Source organism: Kerstersia similis (assembly GCF_965139615.1).
In the GTDB taxonomy this organism is placed as follows: domain Bacteria; phylum Pseudomonadota; class Gammaproteobacteria; order Burkholderiales; family Burkholderiaceae_B; genus Kerstersia; species Kerstersia similis.
In genome coordinates this window covers 58,108-76,123 of the sequence record NZ_CBCSIQ010000012.1, presented here as the reverse complement: position 1 = coordinate 76,123, position 18,016 = coordinate 58,108, and the positions used below count along the sequence as shown (strand labels likewise).

Here is an 18,016-nt window from a genome sequence, read left to right as displayed (position 1 = left end):
TTCAGATCGCCAGCACATCCTGCATATTGAACAGCCCGCGTTCATGTTGGCCCAGGAATCTGGCGGCACGTACGCTGCCTTCAGCGTAGCCGGCGCGGCTGCTGGAGCGGTGGCTGATTTCAATGCGTTCGCCGGTGCCGCAGAAGTACACGGTGTGGTCGCCGACGATGTCACCACCGCGCACGACGGAGAAGCCGATGGTGCCGTCCTGGCGCGGCCCGGTTTCGCCATAGCGTGTCCATACCGCGACGTCTTCCAGTTTCTGCCCGCGGGCTTCGGCAATGACGCGGCCCATGCCGATGGCCGTGCCGGAGGGGGCATCGACTTTGTGGCGGTGGTGGGCTTCGAAGATTTCCGTGTCGTAGCCTTCGTTGAGCAGTTTGGCCGCCATTTCCAGCAGGCGCAGGGTAGCGTTGACGCCTACGCTCATGTTGGGTGCAAAGACGACCGCGATTTTCTCACTGGCGGCACGGATGGCTTCCTGGCCGGCGGCATCAAAACCCGTGGTGCCGATCACGATTTTGGTGCCGTGGCGGACACAGGCTTCCAGGTGGGCCAGGGTGCCTTCCGGGCGGGTGAAGTCGATCAGGCAGTCGGCTTGGGCGAGGTCGTCCAGGTTGGCGCTGATCAGGACGCCTGTGGTGGCGCCCAGGGGAGCGCCGGCATCCTGGCCAAGAGCGGCGGAGTCAGGGCGGTCCAGGGCGACGGCAAGGGTGAGGTCCTTGGCGGCGAGAACGGCTTCGATCAGCATGCGGCCCATGCGGCCGCTGGCGCCTGCAATGGCGATGCGCATGTGTGGTGTTCCTTGCAATGGAGGGGGGCAGGGCTGCCGGGTGAGGCTGATGGCGGCCCTGCACGGAATTTACAGCGGCATGGGGGCCGGGCTGGCCGAGCCGGGTTCGGTGATAGGTGTGGGTTGCAGTTCGATGTGCAACGGTACCGGGTCGCCACCGATGTCCAGGGTTTCCGTGACGCCTTCCTGGGGTGCAGCAGTGGCGGCAGACGGGGCGGTTTCAGCGATCTTGTCAACTTCGACGAGGTCGATCTTGCCGTCCTGGGCGCCCTTCTGGAAGGGCTGCACTTCCGGTACGGCATCGCCTTCCCAGCGTACCAGCCTGTCGTTGTCGAACCAGACGGTGAAGAGGCGATGCTGCGGTTTGCCGCTGCCGGGCTGGTAGTAGTAGGTGTAGTCCCAGCGGTTCGAGTGCAGGATGCTGGTCAGCATCGGGCTGCCCAGGGCAAACTGCACCTGGTCGCGGCTCATGCCGGGTTGCAGAAGGGCGACCTGGCTGGCGGTGATCCAGTTGCCTTGCTGGACGCTCGCCCGGTAGGGAAAGCCCCATTTGCCCGAGGTGCAGCCGGTGGCGCCTATGGCCAGCGCGATGAGTAGGGCGCTGAGGCGGGCGCGAGAAAACGATGCATTAACTTGGGACATGCTGCGATCCATGGAATGGGCTCGTGTCGGTTGCGTGATGAAATCTGTCATAAGTGTAGCCGGGGATGGCGTGACCGGTCAGGCAGGGTCCAGTGTGCCGGAACGCGAGAGCATTTCTTTCGCGTGCCGGCGTGTGGTGTCGGTCAGGGTGATGCCGCCCAGCATGCGGGCGATTTCTTCGATTCTGCCTTGTTTGCTCAATGGGACAATGGCCGAGCGCGTGAGTTCGCCGTCTGAGCTTTTGCTGACCTGGAAGTGGCTGTCACCGCAGGCCGCGACTTGCGGCAGGTGGGTGACGCAGAGCACCTGGTGGCGCGTGCCCAGTTCCTGCAGCAAGCGCCCGACGACTTCGGCGACGGCGCCACCGATGCCGGTATCAACCTCGTCGAAGATCAGGGTCGGTACCCGGGCTGCGCGGCTGGCAATGACCGAGAGCGCCAGGGAGATGCGCGCCAGTTCGCCGCCAGAGGCGACTTTTGCCAGCGGTCGCGGCGCGACGCCTGTATGGCCTGCCACAAGGAAAACGATGCTTTCGTTGCCATGGGCGCTGGGCGCCGTGGCGTCGAGCTGAACATCGAAGCGGCCGCCATCCATGGCCAGGGTCTGCATGGCAGCCGTGACACGTTGCGAGAGATCGGCTGCTGCCCGGCGGCGTCCAGCGGACAGCTGCTCGGCAAGTGCGGCGTAGGCGGTGCAGGCTGCCGCTTCTTCCTGCTTCAGATGTTCTGCATCGCTGGCCGCGCGCAGGGAGTCGGCTTCCTGTTCCAGCTGTTCCTGGAGTTCAGGCAGGGCTTCAGGATCGGTTCTGAGTTTGCGGGCCAGGTCGAATACGGCACTCAGGCGCGCTTCGGCGCGCGCCAGGCTCTCGGGGTCGAGATCCATGCGTTCGACGTAGTCGCGCAGTTCCGAAATGGCATCGCTGGCGGCGATGCGAGCAGATTCCAGCGTGTCGCGGATGGCGGTCAGCGCGGTGTCGTGGCGTAGCAGATGGTTCAGTTTGCCAATGGCACCGGAGAGCAGATGCAGGGCGCCTTGATCATCATCCAGCAGGCCCAGCGCCTGCGCGCCGCCATCGAGCAGCGCCTGCGCATGAGCCAGCCTGTCATGCTCAGCCTGCAGGCGGGGCCATTCGCCCGGCTGCAGGTTGACGCTACGCAGCATGTCCAGCTGCCACTGGAGTTGTTCGGCGCGCTCCTGGCGGGCGTCGGCATCGCGTTCCAGCCGCTCGATCTGGCGGGTCAGCTGATGCCAGTGCTTCCACGCCTGTTCGGTCTGGCGCGCCAGCGAAGTCAGTTCGCCGTGCGTGTCCAGCAGATCGCGCTGGGCATCGCCGCGCATCAGGCTCTGGTGGGCGTGCTGGCCATGGATGTCCACCAGCTGTTCGCCCAATTCACGCAGTTGTGCCAGGGTGGACGGTGCGCCGTTGACATAGGCGCGGCTGCGCCCCTGGGCGTCTATCACCCGGCGCAGTACCAGTTCGTCGCCAGCGTCCAGGTCGTGCGCCTGCAGCCATGCATTCAGTTCTGCCGGAGGGGTGAAGCTGGCGTGGATATCGGCGCGGCTGGCGCCTTCGCGCAGCACGCCGGCATCGCCGCGTGCGCCCAGGCAGAGCGCCAGGGCGTCGATCAGAATGGATTTGCCAGCGCCGGTTTCGCCGGAAAATACGGTAAAGCCTGGGCCGAAACGAATTTCGGCCTCATCGACAATGACGAAATCGCGGATGTGCAGCGAATGCAGCATGATGGTTTACTCGTCCTGGTCATCCATTCTGGGCATGACGTTCCAGTGTAGCTTGTGGCGCAGGGTAGAGAAGAAACTGTAGCCCGGCGGGTGTAGGAAACGGATGGTGTCAGGGGCGCGCAGCACTTCAATCCGGTCGCCGGGTTGCAGCTCCGACCAGGATTGCATGTCGAAGTGAATGCTGGCACCGGCCTCGACGCGGCTCATGGAGGTCAGGGTGATGCTCAGCACGCCGGTAGGTGGCAGCACGATAGGCCGGTTGGAGAGGGTCTGGGGGGAGACCGGAACCAGCACCATGGCTTCTATGCCCGGGTGGACGATCGGGCCGCTGGCCGCCAGCGCATAGGCGGTCGAACCGGTGGGCGTGGCGACGATGATGCCGTCGGCGCGCTGTGTATTCATGTACACGCCATCGACTTCCAGGCGCATTTCAATCATGCCGCCACGGCCGGCGCGGCTCAGGACGACGTCGTTAAGCGCACAGGCCTGGCACAGGATTTCACCGTCGCGCAGCACGCGGCCCGTCAGCATCATGCGGTCTTCCGCGTTATAGCGGCCGGCCAGCAGGTCGCGCAGCGCATCATGCGCCTGTGGCAGCGGGATGTCGGTGATGAAGCCCAGCCGGCCATGGTTGATGCCGGCAACCGGAACCCGGTACGGCGCCAGTTGCCGTGCGGCGCCCAGCATGGTGCCGTCGCCGCCGACGACAATCGCCAGTTCCGCCTGGCGGCCGATTTCTTCATAGGTGGCCAGGGGAAAGCGTGTCAGGCCGGAGTAGCGGGCCGTTTCTGCTTCGACCAACACGTGGCGGCCAGCTTCGGACAAGAGATCCCCCAGGCTGCCCAGCAGGGCATCCAGGTGGGTATCCTGATAGCGGCCAATCAGCGCAACGGTGGAAAAATGCATGAAATCCTGGCAGGGTCTAAGGTGATGGACATTTCCTGTCTCTTGGGGGTACGGGCGTACACAGGCGGTATTGCCCCAGGATCAGGAATGTCACGGCACCATATTAAACAGGCCTGGCCCGGCCTGGCTGCAGGCGGCAAGGCCGCCATGCCGCCACGTGGAGGCGCGGCCAAATCTGGCGCGGGTGGTGCCTGCGCCTAGACCGCGACGTCTGACCAGGACTGGGCTGACGTTACTGGCGCGATTATATCGACCGCCATCTGTTCATAGGGATGTAAAAGCATCCTAAAATGAACTCATGATGGATGATCGCGCACGCTCTCTGCTCAAGGCCCTGATAGAACGGTACATCGCTGATGGACAGCCTGTCGGTTCGCGCACGCTGTCGAAAGTGTTCGACCTGTCACCGGCCTCCATACGCAATATCATGGCCGACCTTGAGGAAATCGGGTTGATACACAGCCCGCACACGTCTGCCGGCCGGGTGCCGACGCCGCGGGGCTACCGCGTGTTTGTCGATACGCTGCTGGCAGCCCGGCCGTTTGAGCCCGGTGGGGTCAGTTTCGAAACCCGCCTGCCGATCGCCGATCCGGTGCGTACTGCTTCGGCAGCGGCCAGCATGTTGTCCAACCTGACCCAGTTCGCGGGCGTCGTGCTGACGCCGAAACGTTCCCAGGTGTTCCGTCAGATCGAATTCATCCGGCTGTCCGAGCGCAAGGTGCTGTTGATCATCATCACGCCGGACGGTGATGTGCAGAACCGTATCCTGTTCACGCCACGTGATTACGCCGAGCCGGAACTGCTGGAAGCGGCCAACTACTTCAACATGCATTTCGCCGGCAAGTCGTTTGATGTCGTCAAGCGTACGCTGGCAACCGAGCTGGATCAGCTGCGTGAGGATATCTCCCGGCTGATGATGGCAGCGGTGGAAACCAGCGCCGATGTCGAGAACGAAGGGGATGCCGTGCTGATCTCCGGGGAGCGCAAGTTGCTGGAGGTCGATGACATCACTTCAGACATGGATCGCCTGCGCCGCATGTTTTCGCTGTTTGAAAAACGGACGGAACTGCTGCAGCTGTTGGATGTGTCGAGCCGGGCGCAAGGGGTGCAGATCTATATCGGCGGCGAATCGCAATTGATGCCGTTCGAGGATATCAGTGTCGTCACGGCGCCCTATGGTGTCGATGGCAAGGTCGTGGGCACGCTGGGCGTGGTCGGGCCGTCTCGCATGGCCTACGACAAGGTCATTCCCATCGTGGATATCACCGCCAGGCTGCTATCCAATGCGCTCAGCCAGTCCAATTCTTGAGGAATGCTGTGAAATACCTGCCCGAGCCCCGGCGTGCCGATCCTTTTGATGTTCCGCCGGTTTCCGGCGAAGCCCAGGCCTATGGCCGGCAGGGTGTACTGCTGCTCAATCTGGGGACGCCGGACGCGCCGACCCCGGCAGCCATCCGGCGTTATCTGGCGGAGTTTCTGTCTGATCAGCGTGTGATTGAACTGCCATCCTGGCTTTGGAAGCCCGTGCTGTACGGGGCTATCCTCACGCGTCGTCCGGCCCGCCTGGCGCCGCGGTATGCCAGTATCTGGATGGAGGGCGGCTCGCCTTTGCTGGTCTATACCCAACGTCAGGCCCAGGCAGTGCAGGCGGGGCTGGCGGCCAAGGGGCTGGACGCGACGGTGGCCGTCGGCATGCGCTACGGGCAGCCTTCGGTGCCGCAGGCTTTGCAGGCGCTCAAGGAGGCGGGCTGCGAGCGTATCCTGTGCGTACCTTTGTATCCTCAATATGCCGCCAGCACGACCGCCACCGCAGTGGATCAGGTGGCGCGCGCGGCAGCGCGCATGCGCGATCAGCCCGAACTGTCGTTCATCAAGCGTTTTCACGTGGATGCAGGCTATATCGGCGCCATGGCCACGGCGATCCGGCAGCGTTGGCGGGCCGACGGTGAGCCTGAGCGCCTGTTGCTGAGTTTCCATGGCTTGCCGCGGGCCTGCATCGAAAAAGGAGATCCCTATTATCGGGATTGCATGCAGACAGCGCAGGCCTTGGCAGCGGTTCTGGCTTTGCCGCCGGAACGTTGCGTGGTGACTTTCCAAAGCCGTTTCGGCCCGGCCAAGTGGCTGGACCCGGATACCGAGGGCACCTTGAAGGCCTGGGGCAAGGCGGGGGTGTCCAGTGTGGATGTGGTTTGCCCTGGTTTCACTTCGGATTGCCTGGAAACCCTGGAAGAAATTGCCATGGAGGGCCGTGAGGCCTTTTTGGAGTCCGGGGGGCGTCAGTTCCGCTACATTCCGGTGATGAATGATGCGCCAGCGTGGCTGGCAGCGTTGACGGATCTGGTGGCCAGGCGGCTCGAAACATTGCGCTGATCCCGGTGCTGGCGCCCGGCGGGACGGGGTGGGCGCAGCGCTTTCTTTGCCGCCTCGCCTTGAAAACAGGCAGGGTTGCCCCCAGTTATAGGCCCGAAGGTGCAATCGCCTGTGCAAGAGCCTGTAGGTGGCGCTCTGCCAGGCCAGGTGCATCAGGCCGTTTGATATGAATTTTGCGGAGATAATCGACATGACGGATAGCAATTCGCCCGACCAGGTGCAACCGGAAACGCATCAGGAACAACCGGATCTGCAGGCACAGCTTGATGAAGCACTGGCCCAGATCGCGGAACTGAAGGATCAGGTGCTGCGCGCCCATGCCGAAGCAGAAAACGTGCGCCGCCGCTCCCAGGAAGATGTGGCCAAGGCCCGCAAGTTCGGTATTGAGTCCTTTGCCGAAAGCCTGGTGCCGGTGCGCGACAGCCTGGAAGCTGCGCTGGCGCTGGAAAACCAGACTGCCGAAGCGCTGCGCGAAGGCGTCGATGTCACCCTCAAGCAGCTCTCTGCTGCCTTTGATCGCAATCACCTCAAGCAGATTGCGCCGGCGCCCGGCGAACGCTTCGATCCGAATCTGCACCAGGCGATTTCCAGCGTGCCCTCGGAACACCCGGCCAATACCGTGGCCAATACGCTGCAGGTGGGTTATCTGATTTCCGATCGCGTGCTGCGTCCGGCGCTGGTGATGGTTTCCGCCGGCTAGTCTTAAAACGTTGTCTGTTTTCAGTGGGGACGCTTGAAATTGCGATGATCGTCCCCAGATAGTCCAGCATGAGGGCGTGATGCCCGGCAAGTAACGAATCTGACTATTTAGCAAGGTACTCTAGACATGAGCAAAATCATTGGTATCGACCTGGGCACGACCAACAGCTGCGTTGCAGTTCTGGAAGGCGGTCAGGTCCGCATTATTGAAAACGCCGAAGGCACCCGCACCACGCCTTCCATCGTCGCCTACATGGACGACGGCGAAACCCTGGTCGGCGCGCCGGCCAAGCGTCAGGCAGTGACCAATCCGCAGAACACCCTGTTCGCGGTGAAGCGCCTGATCGGCCGCAAGTTCGACGAAAAGGCCGTACAGAAAGACATCGACCTGATGCCTTACTCCATCATCAAGGCTGAGAACGGCGACGCCTGGGTGGAAGTGCGCGGCAAGAAGCTGGCGCCTCCCCAGGTATCGGCGGAAATCCTGCGCAAGATGAAAAAGACCGCCGAGGACTACCTGGGCGAAGAAGTGACCGAAGCCGTGATCACGGTACCGGCCTACTTCAACGACAGCCAACGCCAGGCAACCAAGGACGCTGGCCGTATTGCTGGCCTGGACGTCAAGCGCATCATCAACGAACCGACGGCTGCTGCCCTGGCTTTCGGCCTGGACAAGAGCGAAGCCGGCGACCGCAAGATTGCCGTCTATGACCTGGGCGGCGGTACCTTCGACGTTTCCATCATCGAAATCGCTGACGTTGATGGCGAAAAGCAATTCGAAGTGCTGTCCACCAATGGCGACACCTTCCTGGGTGGCGAAGACTTCGACCAGCGCATCATCGGCTACATCATCGACGAGTTCAAGAAGGAACAAGGCGTTGATCTGTCCAAGGACGTCCTGGCGCTGCAACGCCTGAAGGAAGCCGCTGAAAAGGCCAAGATCGAGCTGTCGTCCAGCCAACAGACCGAAATCAACCTGCCGTACATCACGGCGGATGCTTCCGGCCCGAAGCACTTGAACCTGAAGATCACCCGCGCCAAGCTGGAAGCCCTGGTCGAAGACCTGATCGCCCGCAGCATCGAGCCTTGCCGCGTTGCCATCAAGGACGCCGGTGTCAAGGTTTCCGAGATCGACGATGTGATCCTGGTCGGCGGCATGACCCGCATGCCCAAGGTGCAGGAAGCGGTGAAGGAATTCTTCGGCAAGGAGCCGCGCAAGGACGTCAACCCCGATGAAGCCGTTGCCGCTGGCGCTGCTATCCAGGGGTCCGTGCTCGCAGGCGACCGCAAGGATGTGCTGCTGCTCGACGTCACCCCGCTGTCTCTCGGTATCGAGACGCTCGGCGGCGTGATGACCAAGATGATCCAGAAGAACACCACGATCCCGACGCGCCATGCGCAGGTGTTCTCTACGGCTGATGACAACCAGCCGGCCGTGACCATCAAGGTGTTCCAGGGCGAACGTGAAATCGCCGCCGGCAACAAGATGCTGGGCGAGTTCAACCTGGAAGGCATTGCACCGGCACCGCGCGGCCTGCCGCAGATCGAAGTCACGTTCGACATCGACGCCAACGGCATTCTGCACGTGTCGGCCAAGGACAAGGGCACCGGCAAGGAAAACAAGATCACCATCAAGGCCAACTCCGGCCTGACGGAAGAGGAAATCCAGCGCATGGTGCAGGACGCCGAGGCCAATGCCGAGGAAGACCGCAAGGTCGCCGAGCTGGCGCAGGTGCGCAACCAGGCGGATGCCTTGGTGCACGCTACCCGCAAGTCGCTGGGTGAGCATGGCGACAAGCTGGAAGCCTCCGAGAAGGAAGCCATCGAGAAGGCCGTGGCCGATGTCGAAGCCGCGCTGAAGGACAACGCTGACAAGGCTGCGCTGGAAGCCAAGGTGGAAACCTTGACGACCGCTTCGCAGAAACTGGGTGAGAAGATCTACGCCGATATGCAGGCGCAGCAGGCCCAGGCTGGTGGCGCGCAGGAAGAAGCCAAGCCTGCCGACGACAACGTCGTCGATGCCGACTTCAAGGAAGTCAAGCGCGACCAGTAAGCACGGGTGAGCCGGTGCGGCTGATGAGAATCAGCCGCCCGGGCCCTGGTTCCAGGTGAATTCAACGGGGGCTCAGGCTCCCGTCATGCCCGGCGCTGCCCTTTTGTTTGGCGGTGGCCGGGTATGGCTTTATGGGGTAACGCATCCCGCGTGGGCTGTGTGACAAATCCAATCATGGCAAAACGTGATTTTTACGAAACGCTCGGGGTGGCCAAAGGTGCCTCGGATGACGATATCAAGAAGGCTTACCGCAAGCTGGCAATGAAGTACCACCCGGACCGTAATCCGGGCAATAAGGAAGCCGAGGAAAAGTTCAAGGAAGTCAAAGCGGCCTATGAAGTGCTGTCCGAGGCGGACAAGCGCGCCGCCTATGATCGCTATGGCCATGCCGGTGTTGATCCCAATGGCGGCATGGGGGGCGGGCAGGGCGGCATGGGTGGGTTTGCCGAGGCTTTTGGCGATATTTTTGGTGATATCTTCGGCGCTGCCGCTGGTGGCCGCCGTGGTCCGCAGGTGTATCGGGGTGCCGATATGCAGTACAGCCTGGAGATTTCGCTCGAACAGGCGGCCAGCGGTTTCGATACCGAGATCCGTATTCCGGGTTGGGATGAATGCGACAGCTGTCATGGCAGCGGCGCCAAGAAGGGTTCCAGCAAGAGCACCTGCCGGACATGTGGCGGCGCTGGCGCCGTGCGCATGCAGCAGGGCTTTTTCAGTGTGCAGCAAACATGCCCCACCTGCCATGGTTCCGGCGAGGAAATTACCGATCCGTGTGAGAAATGCGGGGGCGCGGGCCGTTTGCGCCGCAACAAGACGCTGCAGGTCAAGATTCCTGCCGGCATCGACGACGGCATGCGCATCCGCTCCAGCGGCAATGGCGAGCCTGGCCTGAACGGCGGGCCGCCGGGGGATCTGTATGTCGAAGTGAATATTCGCCAGCACGATATTTTCCAGCGTGATGGCGACGATTTGCATGCGGAACTGACCATCCCGTTTACAACGGCAGCGCTCGGCGGGGATATTCAGGTGCCTACCTTGAATGGCAAAGCGGAAATCACCATTCCCGAAGGCACGCAATCAGGCAAGACTTTCCGTTTGCGCGGCAAGGGGATCCGTGGCGTGCGCTCCACCTATCCGGGGGATCTTTACTGCCATCTGGTCGTGGAAACGCCGGTGCGCCTCAATGAAGAGCAGAAGTCCCTGTTGCGCCAGTTCGAGTCCTCGTTGACGCAAGGCGGTACGGATCGCCATTCGCCGCAGAGCAAGTCCTGGACGGATCGTGTGCGGGAGTTCTTCTCCTGATCTCCTTTGCGTGAAAAAGATCGCGCATACCTTGCCGGCCCTGTGGGCCGGCATTTTTTTGCCTGCGTGAAACCGGTGGCGCCTGTGTCTGGCGTTCGAGCGGCAGACGCATGCGCACCTGTCGCCGCACGCGTAATGGGCGGAAAAAATGCGGGTAAACCTCAAGCTGAATGAAAAAGCTTTTCAAACTCTGGTAGCAGGGAGTGGCGACATCGGTCTAAACTCGCCGCCTTGTGTTACATAATTGCTGCTTGATAACCGCACTCCGGAGGAACGATGTCTTTCAATCTTAATAGAATGGTCAAATGTCTGATGGCCATGGCGTTGGGACTGGTTGCTCCGCCGATGCTGATGGCGACGACCCTGCCTGCGGGCGTGTCCAAGGTGGCAACGGTCGAAGGGGTGAGCGAGTATCTTTTGCCCAACGGCCTGAAAGTCGTGCTGGCGCCGGATGCTTCGACCCCTGTGACGACAGTGAACATGACTTATCTGGTCGGTTCGCGGCATGAGAACTACGGCCAGACCGGCATGGCGCACTTGCTGGAGCACATGCTGTTCAAGGGAACGCCGACCACGCCGAATGCCCTGGGCGAGTTTTCCCGCCGTGGCCTGCAGGCCAATGGGACGACCTCCACGGATCGCACCAACTATTACGCCAGTTTCGCAGCCAATCCGGAAAATCTGGAGTGGTATCTGCGCTGGCAGGCCGACGCCATGGTCAATTCCACGATTGCCAGCGAAGACCTGGCCTCGGAAATGACGGTGGTGCGCAATGAAATGGAGAGCGGCGAAAACAGCCCCTTCCGTGTGTTGATGCAGCGCATGCAGTCCGCCGCGTATCTGTGGCACAACTATGGCAAGAGCACGATAGGCGCGCGCAGCGATGTCGAGAATGTAGATATTGCCCAGCTGCGTGATTTCTACCGGGTGTATTACCAGCCGGACAATGCCGTTCTGGTACTGAGTGGCGCATTTGATGAGGCGGCAACGCTGGCGGTGATCACCGATGCCTTTGGCAAAATTCCCCGGCCGCAGCGCCAATTGCCGCGCGAATACACGGTGGAACCGGTGCAGGATGGCGAGCGCAGTGTGACCGTACGCCGGGTGGGCGGGACGCCCATGGTGGCGGCGCTGTATCACGTGCCGTCGGCGGCTGCGGCGGATTACGTGTATTTCAACCTGGCGACCATGATGCTGTCCGACACCCCTTCGGGGCAACTGTATCGTGATCTGGTGCAAAACAATCTGGCTACGGGCGTGTTCGGCTTTGCCATGGCGCGGCGTGACGCCGGGCTGGCCATGTTCGGGGCGCAATTGCAGCCGGGCATGAGCGAAGACAAGGCCCTGAATGCCCTGACGGATGTGCTGGAGTCGCAAGGAACCCGTACCATGACCCAGCAGGATCTGGATCGGGCGCGGAATCAGTGGCTGACGGACTGGGAGCGCACCTTCGGGGATGCGCAAAGCCTGGGTATTGCCTTGACGGAAGCGATTGCAGCTGGCGACTGGCGCCTGTTCTTCCTGCAGCGCGACTGGGTGCGCGGGGCGGGGCTCGATGAGGTCGAGAAGGTGGCGCGCAGTTACCTGCTGCGCAGCAACCGTACCTCTGGCCGCTATGTGCCGACGGAAAAACCGGTGCGCGCGCCCGAGTTGGCCGCGCCGGATGTGGCGCAATTGGTGGCGGATTACAAGGGGGATGGCCAGGCGCCGCCTGCCGAGACGTTTGATACCAGTCCAGCGGCCATAGATGCGGCAACGCAGCGCAAGACCCTGACGCTGCCCAATGGGCGCATCGGTCTTGCCATGTTGCCCAAGAGCACGCGCAGCCAGCGTGTCGAAGCTGTGTTGATGCTCTATTTCAGTGATGCCAATGGCCTCAAGGGCCATCGGGTTGCCGAAGAGATCGTTGCTGATATGCTGGCCATGGGCACCAAGACCCGCACGCGCCAGCAAATCAATGATGAAATCGACAGCCTGCGCGGGACGCTGGGTGTTTCCGGCGGCAAGGGCCAGGTGGAAGTGACCTTCTCCGCGCCCCGCGAGAATCTGCCGAAGATGATCGCGCTGGTGTTCGATCTGCTGCGCAATCCGGTGTTCCCGCAAGATGAGCTGAAGACCTACCTGGGGCAGGAGGGCAATCGCTTGCGCAACGCCATGAGCGATCCGATGGGGCTGGCTGGTCAGGCGCTGGCACGCCATGACAACCCCTGGAGCAAGGATGATATCCGCTATCAGCCCACGTTCCAGGAAGAGCTCGATGATCTCAAGGGGGTCAAGCGGGAAAATCTCCAGCGTTTCCACGAGGTTTTCTATGGTGCTGGCGAGATGACTTTCTCTGCCGTGGGAGATTTTGATCCCCAGGCGGCCGAGCAGGCCCTGGTGGCAGGTGTGGCCGGCTGGCGCAAGGCGCCGGTCTATCACCGGGTAGAAAATGGCTATCGCGCCGTGGCGCCCGAGCAGTTCGAAATCGACACGCCGGACAAGGCCAATGCCTTCTATCTGGCTGGCGGCAGCTTTGAAATGCAGGATGACAATCCGGACTATCCGGCATTGATGCTGTCCAACTTCCTGTTGGGGGCATCGGAAACCTCGCGCCTGTGGATGAAAATCCGCGAAGAGGCCGGCTTGTCCTACAGTGTGCGCAGCCATGCCACCGTTTCTTCGTTCGAACCCTCGGCGCGCTGGCGCGTGTATGCCATTTTTGCGCCGTCCAACCGTGAACGCCTGGAAACGCTGATCGAGCAGACGCTCACCGAGGCGCTGGACAAAGGGTTTTCGGACAAGGAAGTGGCGGATGGCATCGAGGCATTGCTGAACTACCAGCGCCTGTCGCGCACGGTAGATGAAAACCTGGCGCAGCGCTGGGCCAGCTATCAGGAGCGCGGACGCAGCTTTGCCTGGGTCGAGGCATTTGAGCAAAACCTGCGTCAGCTGGATGCTGCCGAGGTCAACCGGGTATTGCGCAAATACATGCATCCGGAAGCATGGAGCCGTGCCGTGGCAGGGGATTTTTCCAAGGCTCCTTGACGCCATGGGCTGCCGGAATGATGGCCGCTGTGCCTGAGCTGTACTGATTCCGGCAGCAAGTCCCTTGGGAGAGACACCTATTGCGTGGTTCCCCCCGGCTTGTCCTCGGTTTGGCCGAAGATGAGAGCATTTCTTGCTATACTCGACGGCGCCCTCAGGGCGCCTTTTTTCGGCGTCTTCGGCTCCAGAACCGATGCCGGTCTTGCGTCCTTTCCATGCGTCGCAAGCGAAGATCTCTTTCTTGTCGTCGAAGCTGATACAGGCCCGCAATAGTGCCAGGGTGCCGTTCGTCCCCACGGTGAACGGCGCTGCATGCATCTGCCTTGACCGGCCGATACCGTGCTGCGCGAAGTTTCCGCGGTTTCCGTGATTGAGCAAGTTAACGAGAAAAAATGTCTAACACGTCGAAGATCCTCTACACCCATACTGACGAAGCACCGGCGCTGGCTACCCAGTCGCTGCTGCCCATCATCCAGGCCTACACCCGGTCCGCAGGTATCGCGGTCGAGACCCGGGACATTTCTCTGGCCGGTCGTATCATCGCTACCTTCCCGGATTTCCTGACGGACGAGCAAAAAGCGTCGGACGATCTGGCCGAGCTGGGCCAGCTGGCGACCCGCCCGGAAGCCAATATCATCAAGCTGCCCAATATCAGCGCGTCGATTCCGCAGCTGAAGGCCGCGATCAAGGAACTGCAGAAGCAAGGTTATGCGCTGCCGGATTACCCGGAAGCCCCCGCCAACGACGAGCAGAAAGCCATCAAGGCCCGCTACGACAAAATCAAGGGCAGCGCCGTGAACCCGGTGCTGCGCGAAGGCAACTCCGACCGCCGTGCGCCGTTGTCGGTCAAGAACTATGCCCGCAAGCACCCGCACAAGATGGGTGCCTGGTCGGCCGATTCCAAGTCGCACGTTTCGCACATGGAAGACGGCGATTTCTACGGCAGCGAAAAGTCCGTCCTGATCGCCGCTGATGGTAATGTGAAGATCACCCTGCACGGTACGGATGGCACCGTCAAGGTGCTGAAGGAAAAGACGCCGGTCAAGGCTGGCGAAATCCTCGATAGCGCCGTGATGAGCAAGGCCGCATTGCGCCGTTTCCTGGATGCCCAGATCGAAGACGCGAAGCAAAAGGGCGTGCTGTTCTCGGTGCACCTGAAAGCCACCATGATGAAGGTGTCCGATCCGATCATGTTTGGTCAGGTCGTCGAAGCCTTCTACAGCGACGTGCTGGTCAAGCACGCCGACGTCCTGAAGGCCGCCGGTTTCAATCCCAACAATGGTATCGGTGACCTGTACGCCCGCCTGGCTTCGTTGCCGGCGGACAAGCGCGTGGAAATCGAAGCCGACATCAAGGCTGAGTACGACAAGCGTCCGGCGCTGGCCATGGTGAATTCCGACAAGGGCATCACCAACCTGCACGTGCCCAGCGACGTCATCGTCGATGCTTCCATGCCTGCCATGATCCGTGAATCGGGCAAGATGTGGGGTGCCGATGGCCAGCTGCACGATGCCAAGGCCGTGATTCCGGATCGCTGCTACGCCGGCGTGTACCAGGTCGTCATCGAAGATTGCAAGCGCAATGGCGCTTTCGATCCGGTCACGATGGGCAGCGTGCCCAACGTCGGCCTGATGGCCCAGGCTGCCGAAGAATACGGTTCGCACAACAAGACCTTCCAGATCCCGTTTGCGGGTGTTGTGCGCGTGACGGACGATGCCGACCAGGTGCTGATGGAGCAGAACGTGGAAGCCGGCGATATCTGGCGTGCCTGCCAGGCCAAGGACGCTGCCGTGCGCGACTGGGTCAAGCTGGCCGTGACGCGTGCCCGCGCCAGCGGCGCGCCGGCCGTGTTCTGGCTGGATCCCAAGCGTGCCCACGATGCGCAATTGATCGCCAAGGTCGAGCGTTATCTGAAGGATCATGACACGACCGGCCTGGATATCCGCATCCTGCCGCCCGAAGAGGCAACCCGCCTGTCGCTGGAACGCATCCGCGCCGGCAAGGACACTATTTCTGTCACTGGCAACGTGCTGCGCGACTACCTGACCGACCTGTTCCCCATCATGGAACTGGGCACCAGCGCCAAGATGCTGTCGATCGTGCCGTTGATGGCGGGTGGCGGCATGTTTGAAACGGGTGCAGGCGGTTCCGCGCCCAAGCACGTGCAGCAATTCCTGGAAGAGGGCTTCCTGCGCTGGGATTCGCTGGGCGAGTTCCTGGCGCTGGCCGCCTCTCTGGAACACCTGGGCGACACCTACGGCAATGCCAAGGCCAAGGTTCTGGCCAAGACGCTGGACCAGGCAACTGGCCGCTTCCTGGACGAAAACCGTTCGCCCGCCCGCAAGGTCGGCGGCCTGGACAACCGTGGCAGCCACTTCTACCTGGCCCTGTATTGGGCGCAGGCGCTGGCCGAGCAGAACGAAGATGCTGAACTGAAGGCGCAGTTCGCACCGCTGGCCAAGACGCTGAGCGACAACGAAGCCAAGATTGTGGCGGAACTGGCAGCGGTTCAGGGCAAGCCGGTGGACATCAAGGGCTACTACCGTCCGGTGCTGGCGCTGGTGAGCGAGGCCATGCGCCCGAGCGCAACCTTCAATGAAGCGCTGAAGCAACTGGGTTGATCGTTCCTGGCGTGCCCGGTGCCCCGGGCATGCCGTTAGGCAACACAGCACTCCCTATTCTTGCGAGCCGTTCCGGCTGGCAGGAATAGGGAGTTTTTACATGGGTCGGCCGAATGCCGGAGAATGAGGCGCGTCCGGGGTGGCCCCGGCTTGTCGGGAGTCGTCCGACTCGGGCCGCTTCTTGGCAGGAGGGGGGCTTACTTGCTGGCGCGCTGGCGGATCAGCTCAATGTAGGTGTCGCTATCGAGCGGGGTGCCCAGGCGCTGGGATTCCCATACCACCTGGCCCAGGCATTCCATGATTTCATGAATTGCATGATGGCGGTCGCTGCGGTTGGCCATGCGTTCAAAGGCGGCGCGTATGCCGCGAGGATGGTCGATGGACAGCTGTTCTTCGATGGCGAGATGCATGGACAAATGCAGGAACGGATTGGTCCGCCCCTGTTCCACGGAGTAGTCTGCCGTCAGCGCCTCTTCATTTTCGAGGTCCTGATGGTATTCCGGGTGCTCGGCCATCCATTCCACCGCCATGGCTTCCAGCGGGGTCTGGACTTCGCCGGCCCGGTGTTTGCGCCAGGCTTCGATGAAGAACTGGCGCACCTGATCGCGTGAGGGATTGAACATAGGGCAGCAACGGGAAAGAGAACGCAACATGCCATTTTACGCTCTCATCCGGCTTCAGCTGTGACGCACTGAAATCAGCGAAACGAAGGGACACATCGTTATCGTTTCCAAGAGTGGGGCAGGGCGCTACACTGTGCCATGATCTTGCTGTCGTGAAGAAACCGGCTGGCCGGCAATGTTGCAGGCATCTCTTGTATCGTGGGCTGGGCTTGTGTTATCCTTTAGGGCTAACTATGCCTGTGTGGCTTTTGCCAGGCGGGTTTTTGCCAGGTCATGGTGCTTCGGTATTTCATGGTCTGTACGGTTTCGATTATCAGCGGCGCGGTCAAGCACACTTTGTAGCGGTCTGTCGCCAGTTCAACAAGGAAAATCCCATGAAAGTGGTTGCTTCGCTCAAGAACGCGAAAGAGCGTCATCGTGACTGTCAAGTCGTGCGCCGTCGCGGCAAGATCTACGTGATCTGCAAAACGAATCCCCGTTTCAAAGCACGCCAGAAGTAATTTGCAGGCCCAGACTTGCTCTGGGCTGTAGAACCGCTAAACTTCAATAGTCGGGAAAATTTTTGCCGGCTGTCCATGGCTGTTCGAGTTCCGGGTGCGTGTCGCGTGCCTGGGTGCATCATAAAGTTTCGGCGACGGGGTAGTCGTGCGTTTCTTGGCACTTAGGAAGCGCGTCGGCAGTGTGCGGTCGAATGGTTTCGGTGGCTGGGCGTGGTGTCCGCTATCGTAAAACCGAAGTTAACCGCGTTCTATCTGGAGAGAACAAGTGGCATCGGATAAGATTGAACTCAAGGATAGTGGGCTTAAGGTAACCTTTCCCCGTCTGAAGATTCTGGATGTGTTTCGCAACAGCGAACAGCGTCACCTGACCGCTGAAGATGTCTATCGCCTGTTGATGGCGGATAGCATCGAAATTGGTTTGGCGACGGTGTACCGTGTGTTGACCCAGTTCGAACAGGCAGGTCTGCTCAAACGTAACCAGCTGGGTACGAACAAGGCTGTTTACGAATTGAACGACGGCGAGCGCCACCATGGTCACCTGGTGTGCAGCAAGACCGGCGAGGTCAAGGAGTTTCACGATCCTCAGATCGAAAAGCGCCTGCACAAGATCGCCGAGGAAATGGGTTATACCCTGTCCGAGTACACCATCAACGTCTTCGCTACACCGAAGGCCTGAGCGGTATCCTCTTTCGCCAGCATGTCTGGCGGGAAGAAGAAAAGCGGCTGATGTTTACATCAGG

Annotated in this window: 14 protein-coding genes; 9 read left to right on the top strand and 5 right to left on the bottom strand. The window is 61.3% G+C overall.

Features of this window, described 5'->3' with window-relative positions; translation table 11 throughout:
- Position 1: 1 nt before the first annotated feature.
- The 4 genes from dapB to ACNA1V_RS09315 form a co-directional block, all read right to left on the bottom strand.
- Positions 2–793 (bottom strand): 4-hydroxy-tetrahydrodipicolinate reductase, encoded by a 792-nt coding sequence (gene dapB / locus ACNA1V_RS09330; RefSeq protein ID WP_415833330.1) that lies wholly within the window; start codon positions 791–793, stop codon positions 2–4.
- Positions 794–862: 69 nt separating this feature from the next.
- Positions 863–1,435 carry an outer membrane protein assembly factor BamE gene (locus ACNA1V_RS09325; protein WP_415833329.1) on the bottom strand — a complete coding sequence of 191 codons (573 nt, stop codon included), beginning with the start codon at positions 1,433–1,435 and terminating at the stop codon, positions 863–865.
- Positions 1,436–1,513: 78 nt separating this feature from the next.
- Positions 1,514–3,175, bottom strand: coding sequence for a DNA repair protein RecN (gene recN, locus ACNA1V_RS09320; RefSeq protein WP_415833328.1), 1,662 nt, complete (start codon positions 3,173–3,175; stop codon positions 1,514–1,516).
- Positions 3,176–3,181: 6 nt separating this feature from the next.
- Positions 3,182–4,081 (bottom strand): NAD kinase, encoded by a 900-nt coding sequence (locus ACNA1V_RS09315; protein ID WP_415833327.1) that lies wholly within the window; start codon positions 4,079–4,081, stop codon positions 3,182–3,184.
- A gap of 301 nt (positions 4,082–4,382) precedes the next feature.
- Here ACNA1V_RS09315 and hrcA point away from each other — a divergent pair, with 301 nt between their 5' ends.
- The 7 genes from hrcA (at position 4,383) to ACNA1V_RS09280 (ending at position 16,153) form a co-directional block, all read left to right on the top strand.
- Entirely contained in the window at positions 4,383–5,390 is a 1,008-nt protein-coding gene (gene hrcA / locus ACNA1V_RS09310) for a heat-inducible transcriptional repressor HrcA (RefSeq protein WP_415833365.1), read from the top strand.
- Between the two features lie 8 nt (positions 5,391–5,398).
- Positions 5,399–6,451 (top strand): ferrochelatase, encoded by a 1,053-nt coding sequence (hemH, locus tag ACNA1V_RS09305; protein WP_415833325.1) that lies wholly within the window; start codon positions 5,399–5,401, stop codon positions 6,449–6,451.
- Positions 6,452–6,641: 190 nt separating this feature from the next.
- Positions 6,642–7,151: a nucleotide exchange factor GrpE gene (gene grpE / locus ACNA1V_RS09300; protein ID WP_415833323.1), complete on the top strand. Its 510-nt coding sequence runs from the start codon at positions 6,642–6,644 to the stop codon at positions 7,149–7,151.
- A gap of 126 nt (positions 7,152–7,277) precedes the next feature.
- Positions 7,278–9,203: a molecular chaperone DnaK gene (gene dnaK, locus ACNA1V_RS09295; RefSeq protein WP_415833322.1), complete on the top strand. Its 1,926-nt coding sequence runs from the start codon at positions 7,278–7,280 to the stop codon at positions 9,201–9,203.
- A 174-nt stretch (positions 9,204–9,377) separates the two neighbouring features.
- The gene (dnaJ, locus tag ACNA1V_RS09290) at positions 9,378–10,505 is read left to right on the top strand and encodes a molecular chaperone DnaJ (protein ID WP_415833321.1); all 1,128 of its coding nucleotides are present in this window, start codon (positions 9,378–9,380) and stop codon (positions 10,503–10,505) included.
- Positions 10,506–10,817: 312 nt separating this feature from the next.
- Positions 10,818–13,532: a M16 family metallopeptidase gene (locus tag ACNA1V_RS09285; protein WP_415833364.1), complete on the top strand. Its 2,715-nt coding sequence runs from the start codon at positions 10,818–10,820 to the stop codon at positions 13,530–13,532.
- 392 nt (positions 13,533–13,924) lie between these two features.
- The gene (locus ACNA1V_RS09280) at positions 13,925–16,153 is read left to right on the top strand and encodes an NADP-dependent isocitrate dehydrogenase (RefSeq protein WP_415833320.1); all 2,229 of its coding nucleotides are present in this window, start codon (positions 13,925–13,927) and stop codon (positions 16,151–16,153) included.
- A 197-nt stretch (positions 16,154–16,350) separates the two neighbouring features.
- Here ACNA1V_RS09280 and ACNA1V_RS09275 read toward each other — a convergent pair whose 3' ends face one another.
- Positions 16,351–16,776 carry a DUF1841 family protein gene (locus tag ACNA1V_RS09275; RefSeq protein ID WP_415833363.1) on the bottom strand — a complete coding sequence of 142 codons (426 nt, stop codon included), beginning with the start codon at positions 16,774–16,776 and terminating at the stop codon, positions 16,351–16,353.
- 374 nt (positions 16,777–17,150) lie between these two features.
- On the opposite strand from ACNA1V_RS09275, the gene ykgO reads away from it, so the two are divergent.
- Together ykgO and ACNA1V_RS09265 are read left to right on the top strand one after the other, a co-directional pair.
- Positions 17,151–17,276, top strand: coding sequence for a type B 50S ribosomal protein L36 (gene ykgO / locus ACNA1V_RS09270; RefSeq protein WP_068374019.1), 126 nt, complete (start codon positions 17,151–17,153; stop codon positions 17,274–17,276).
- 265 nt (positions 17,277–17,541) lie between these two features.
- Positions 17,542–17,952 carry a transcriptional repressor gene (locus tag ACNA1V_RS09265; protein WP_415833319.1) on the top strand — a complete coding sequence of 137 codons (411 nt, stop codon included), beginning with the start codon at positions 17,542–17,544 and terminating at the stop codon, positions 17,950–17,952.
- The last annotated feature ends 64 nt before the right edge of the window (positions 17,953–18,016 follow it).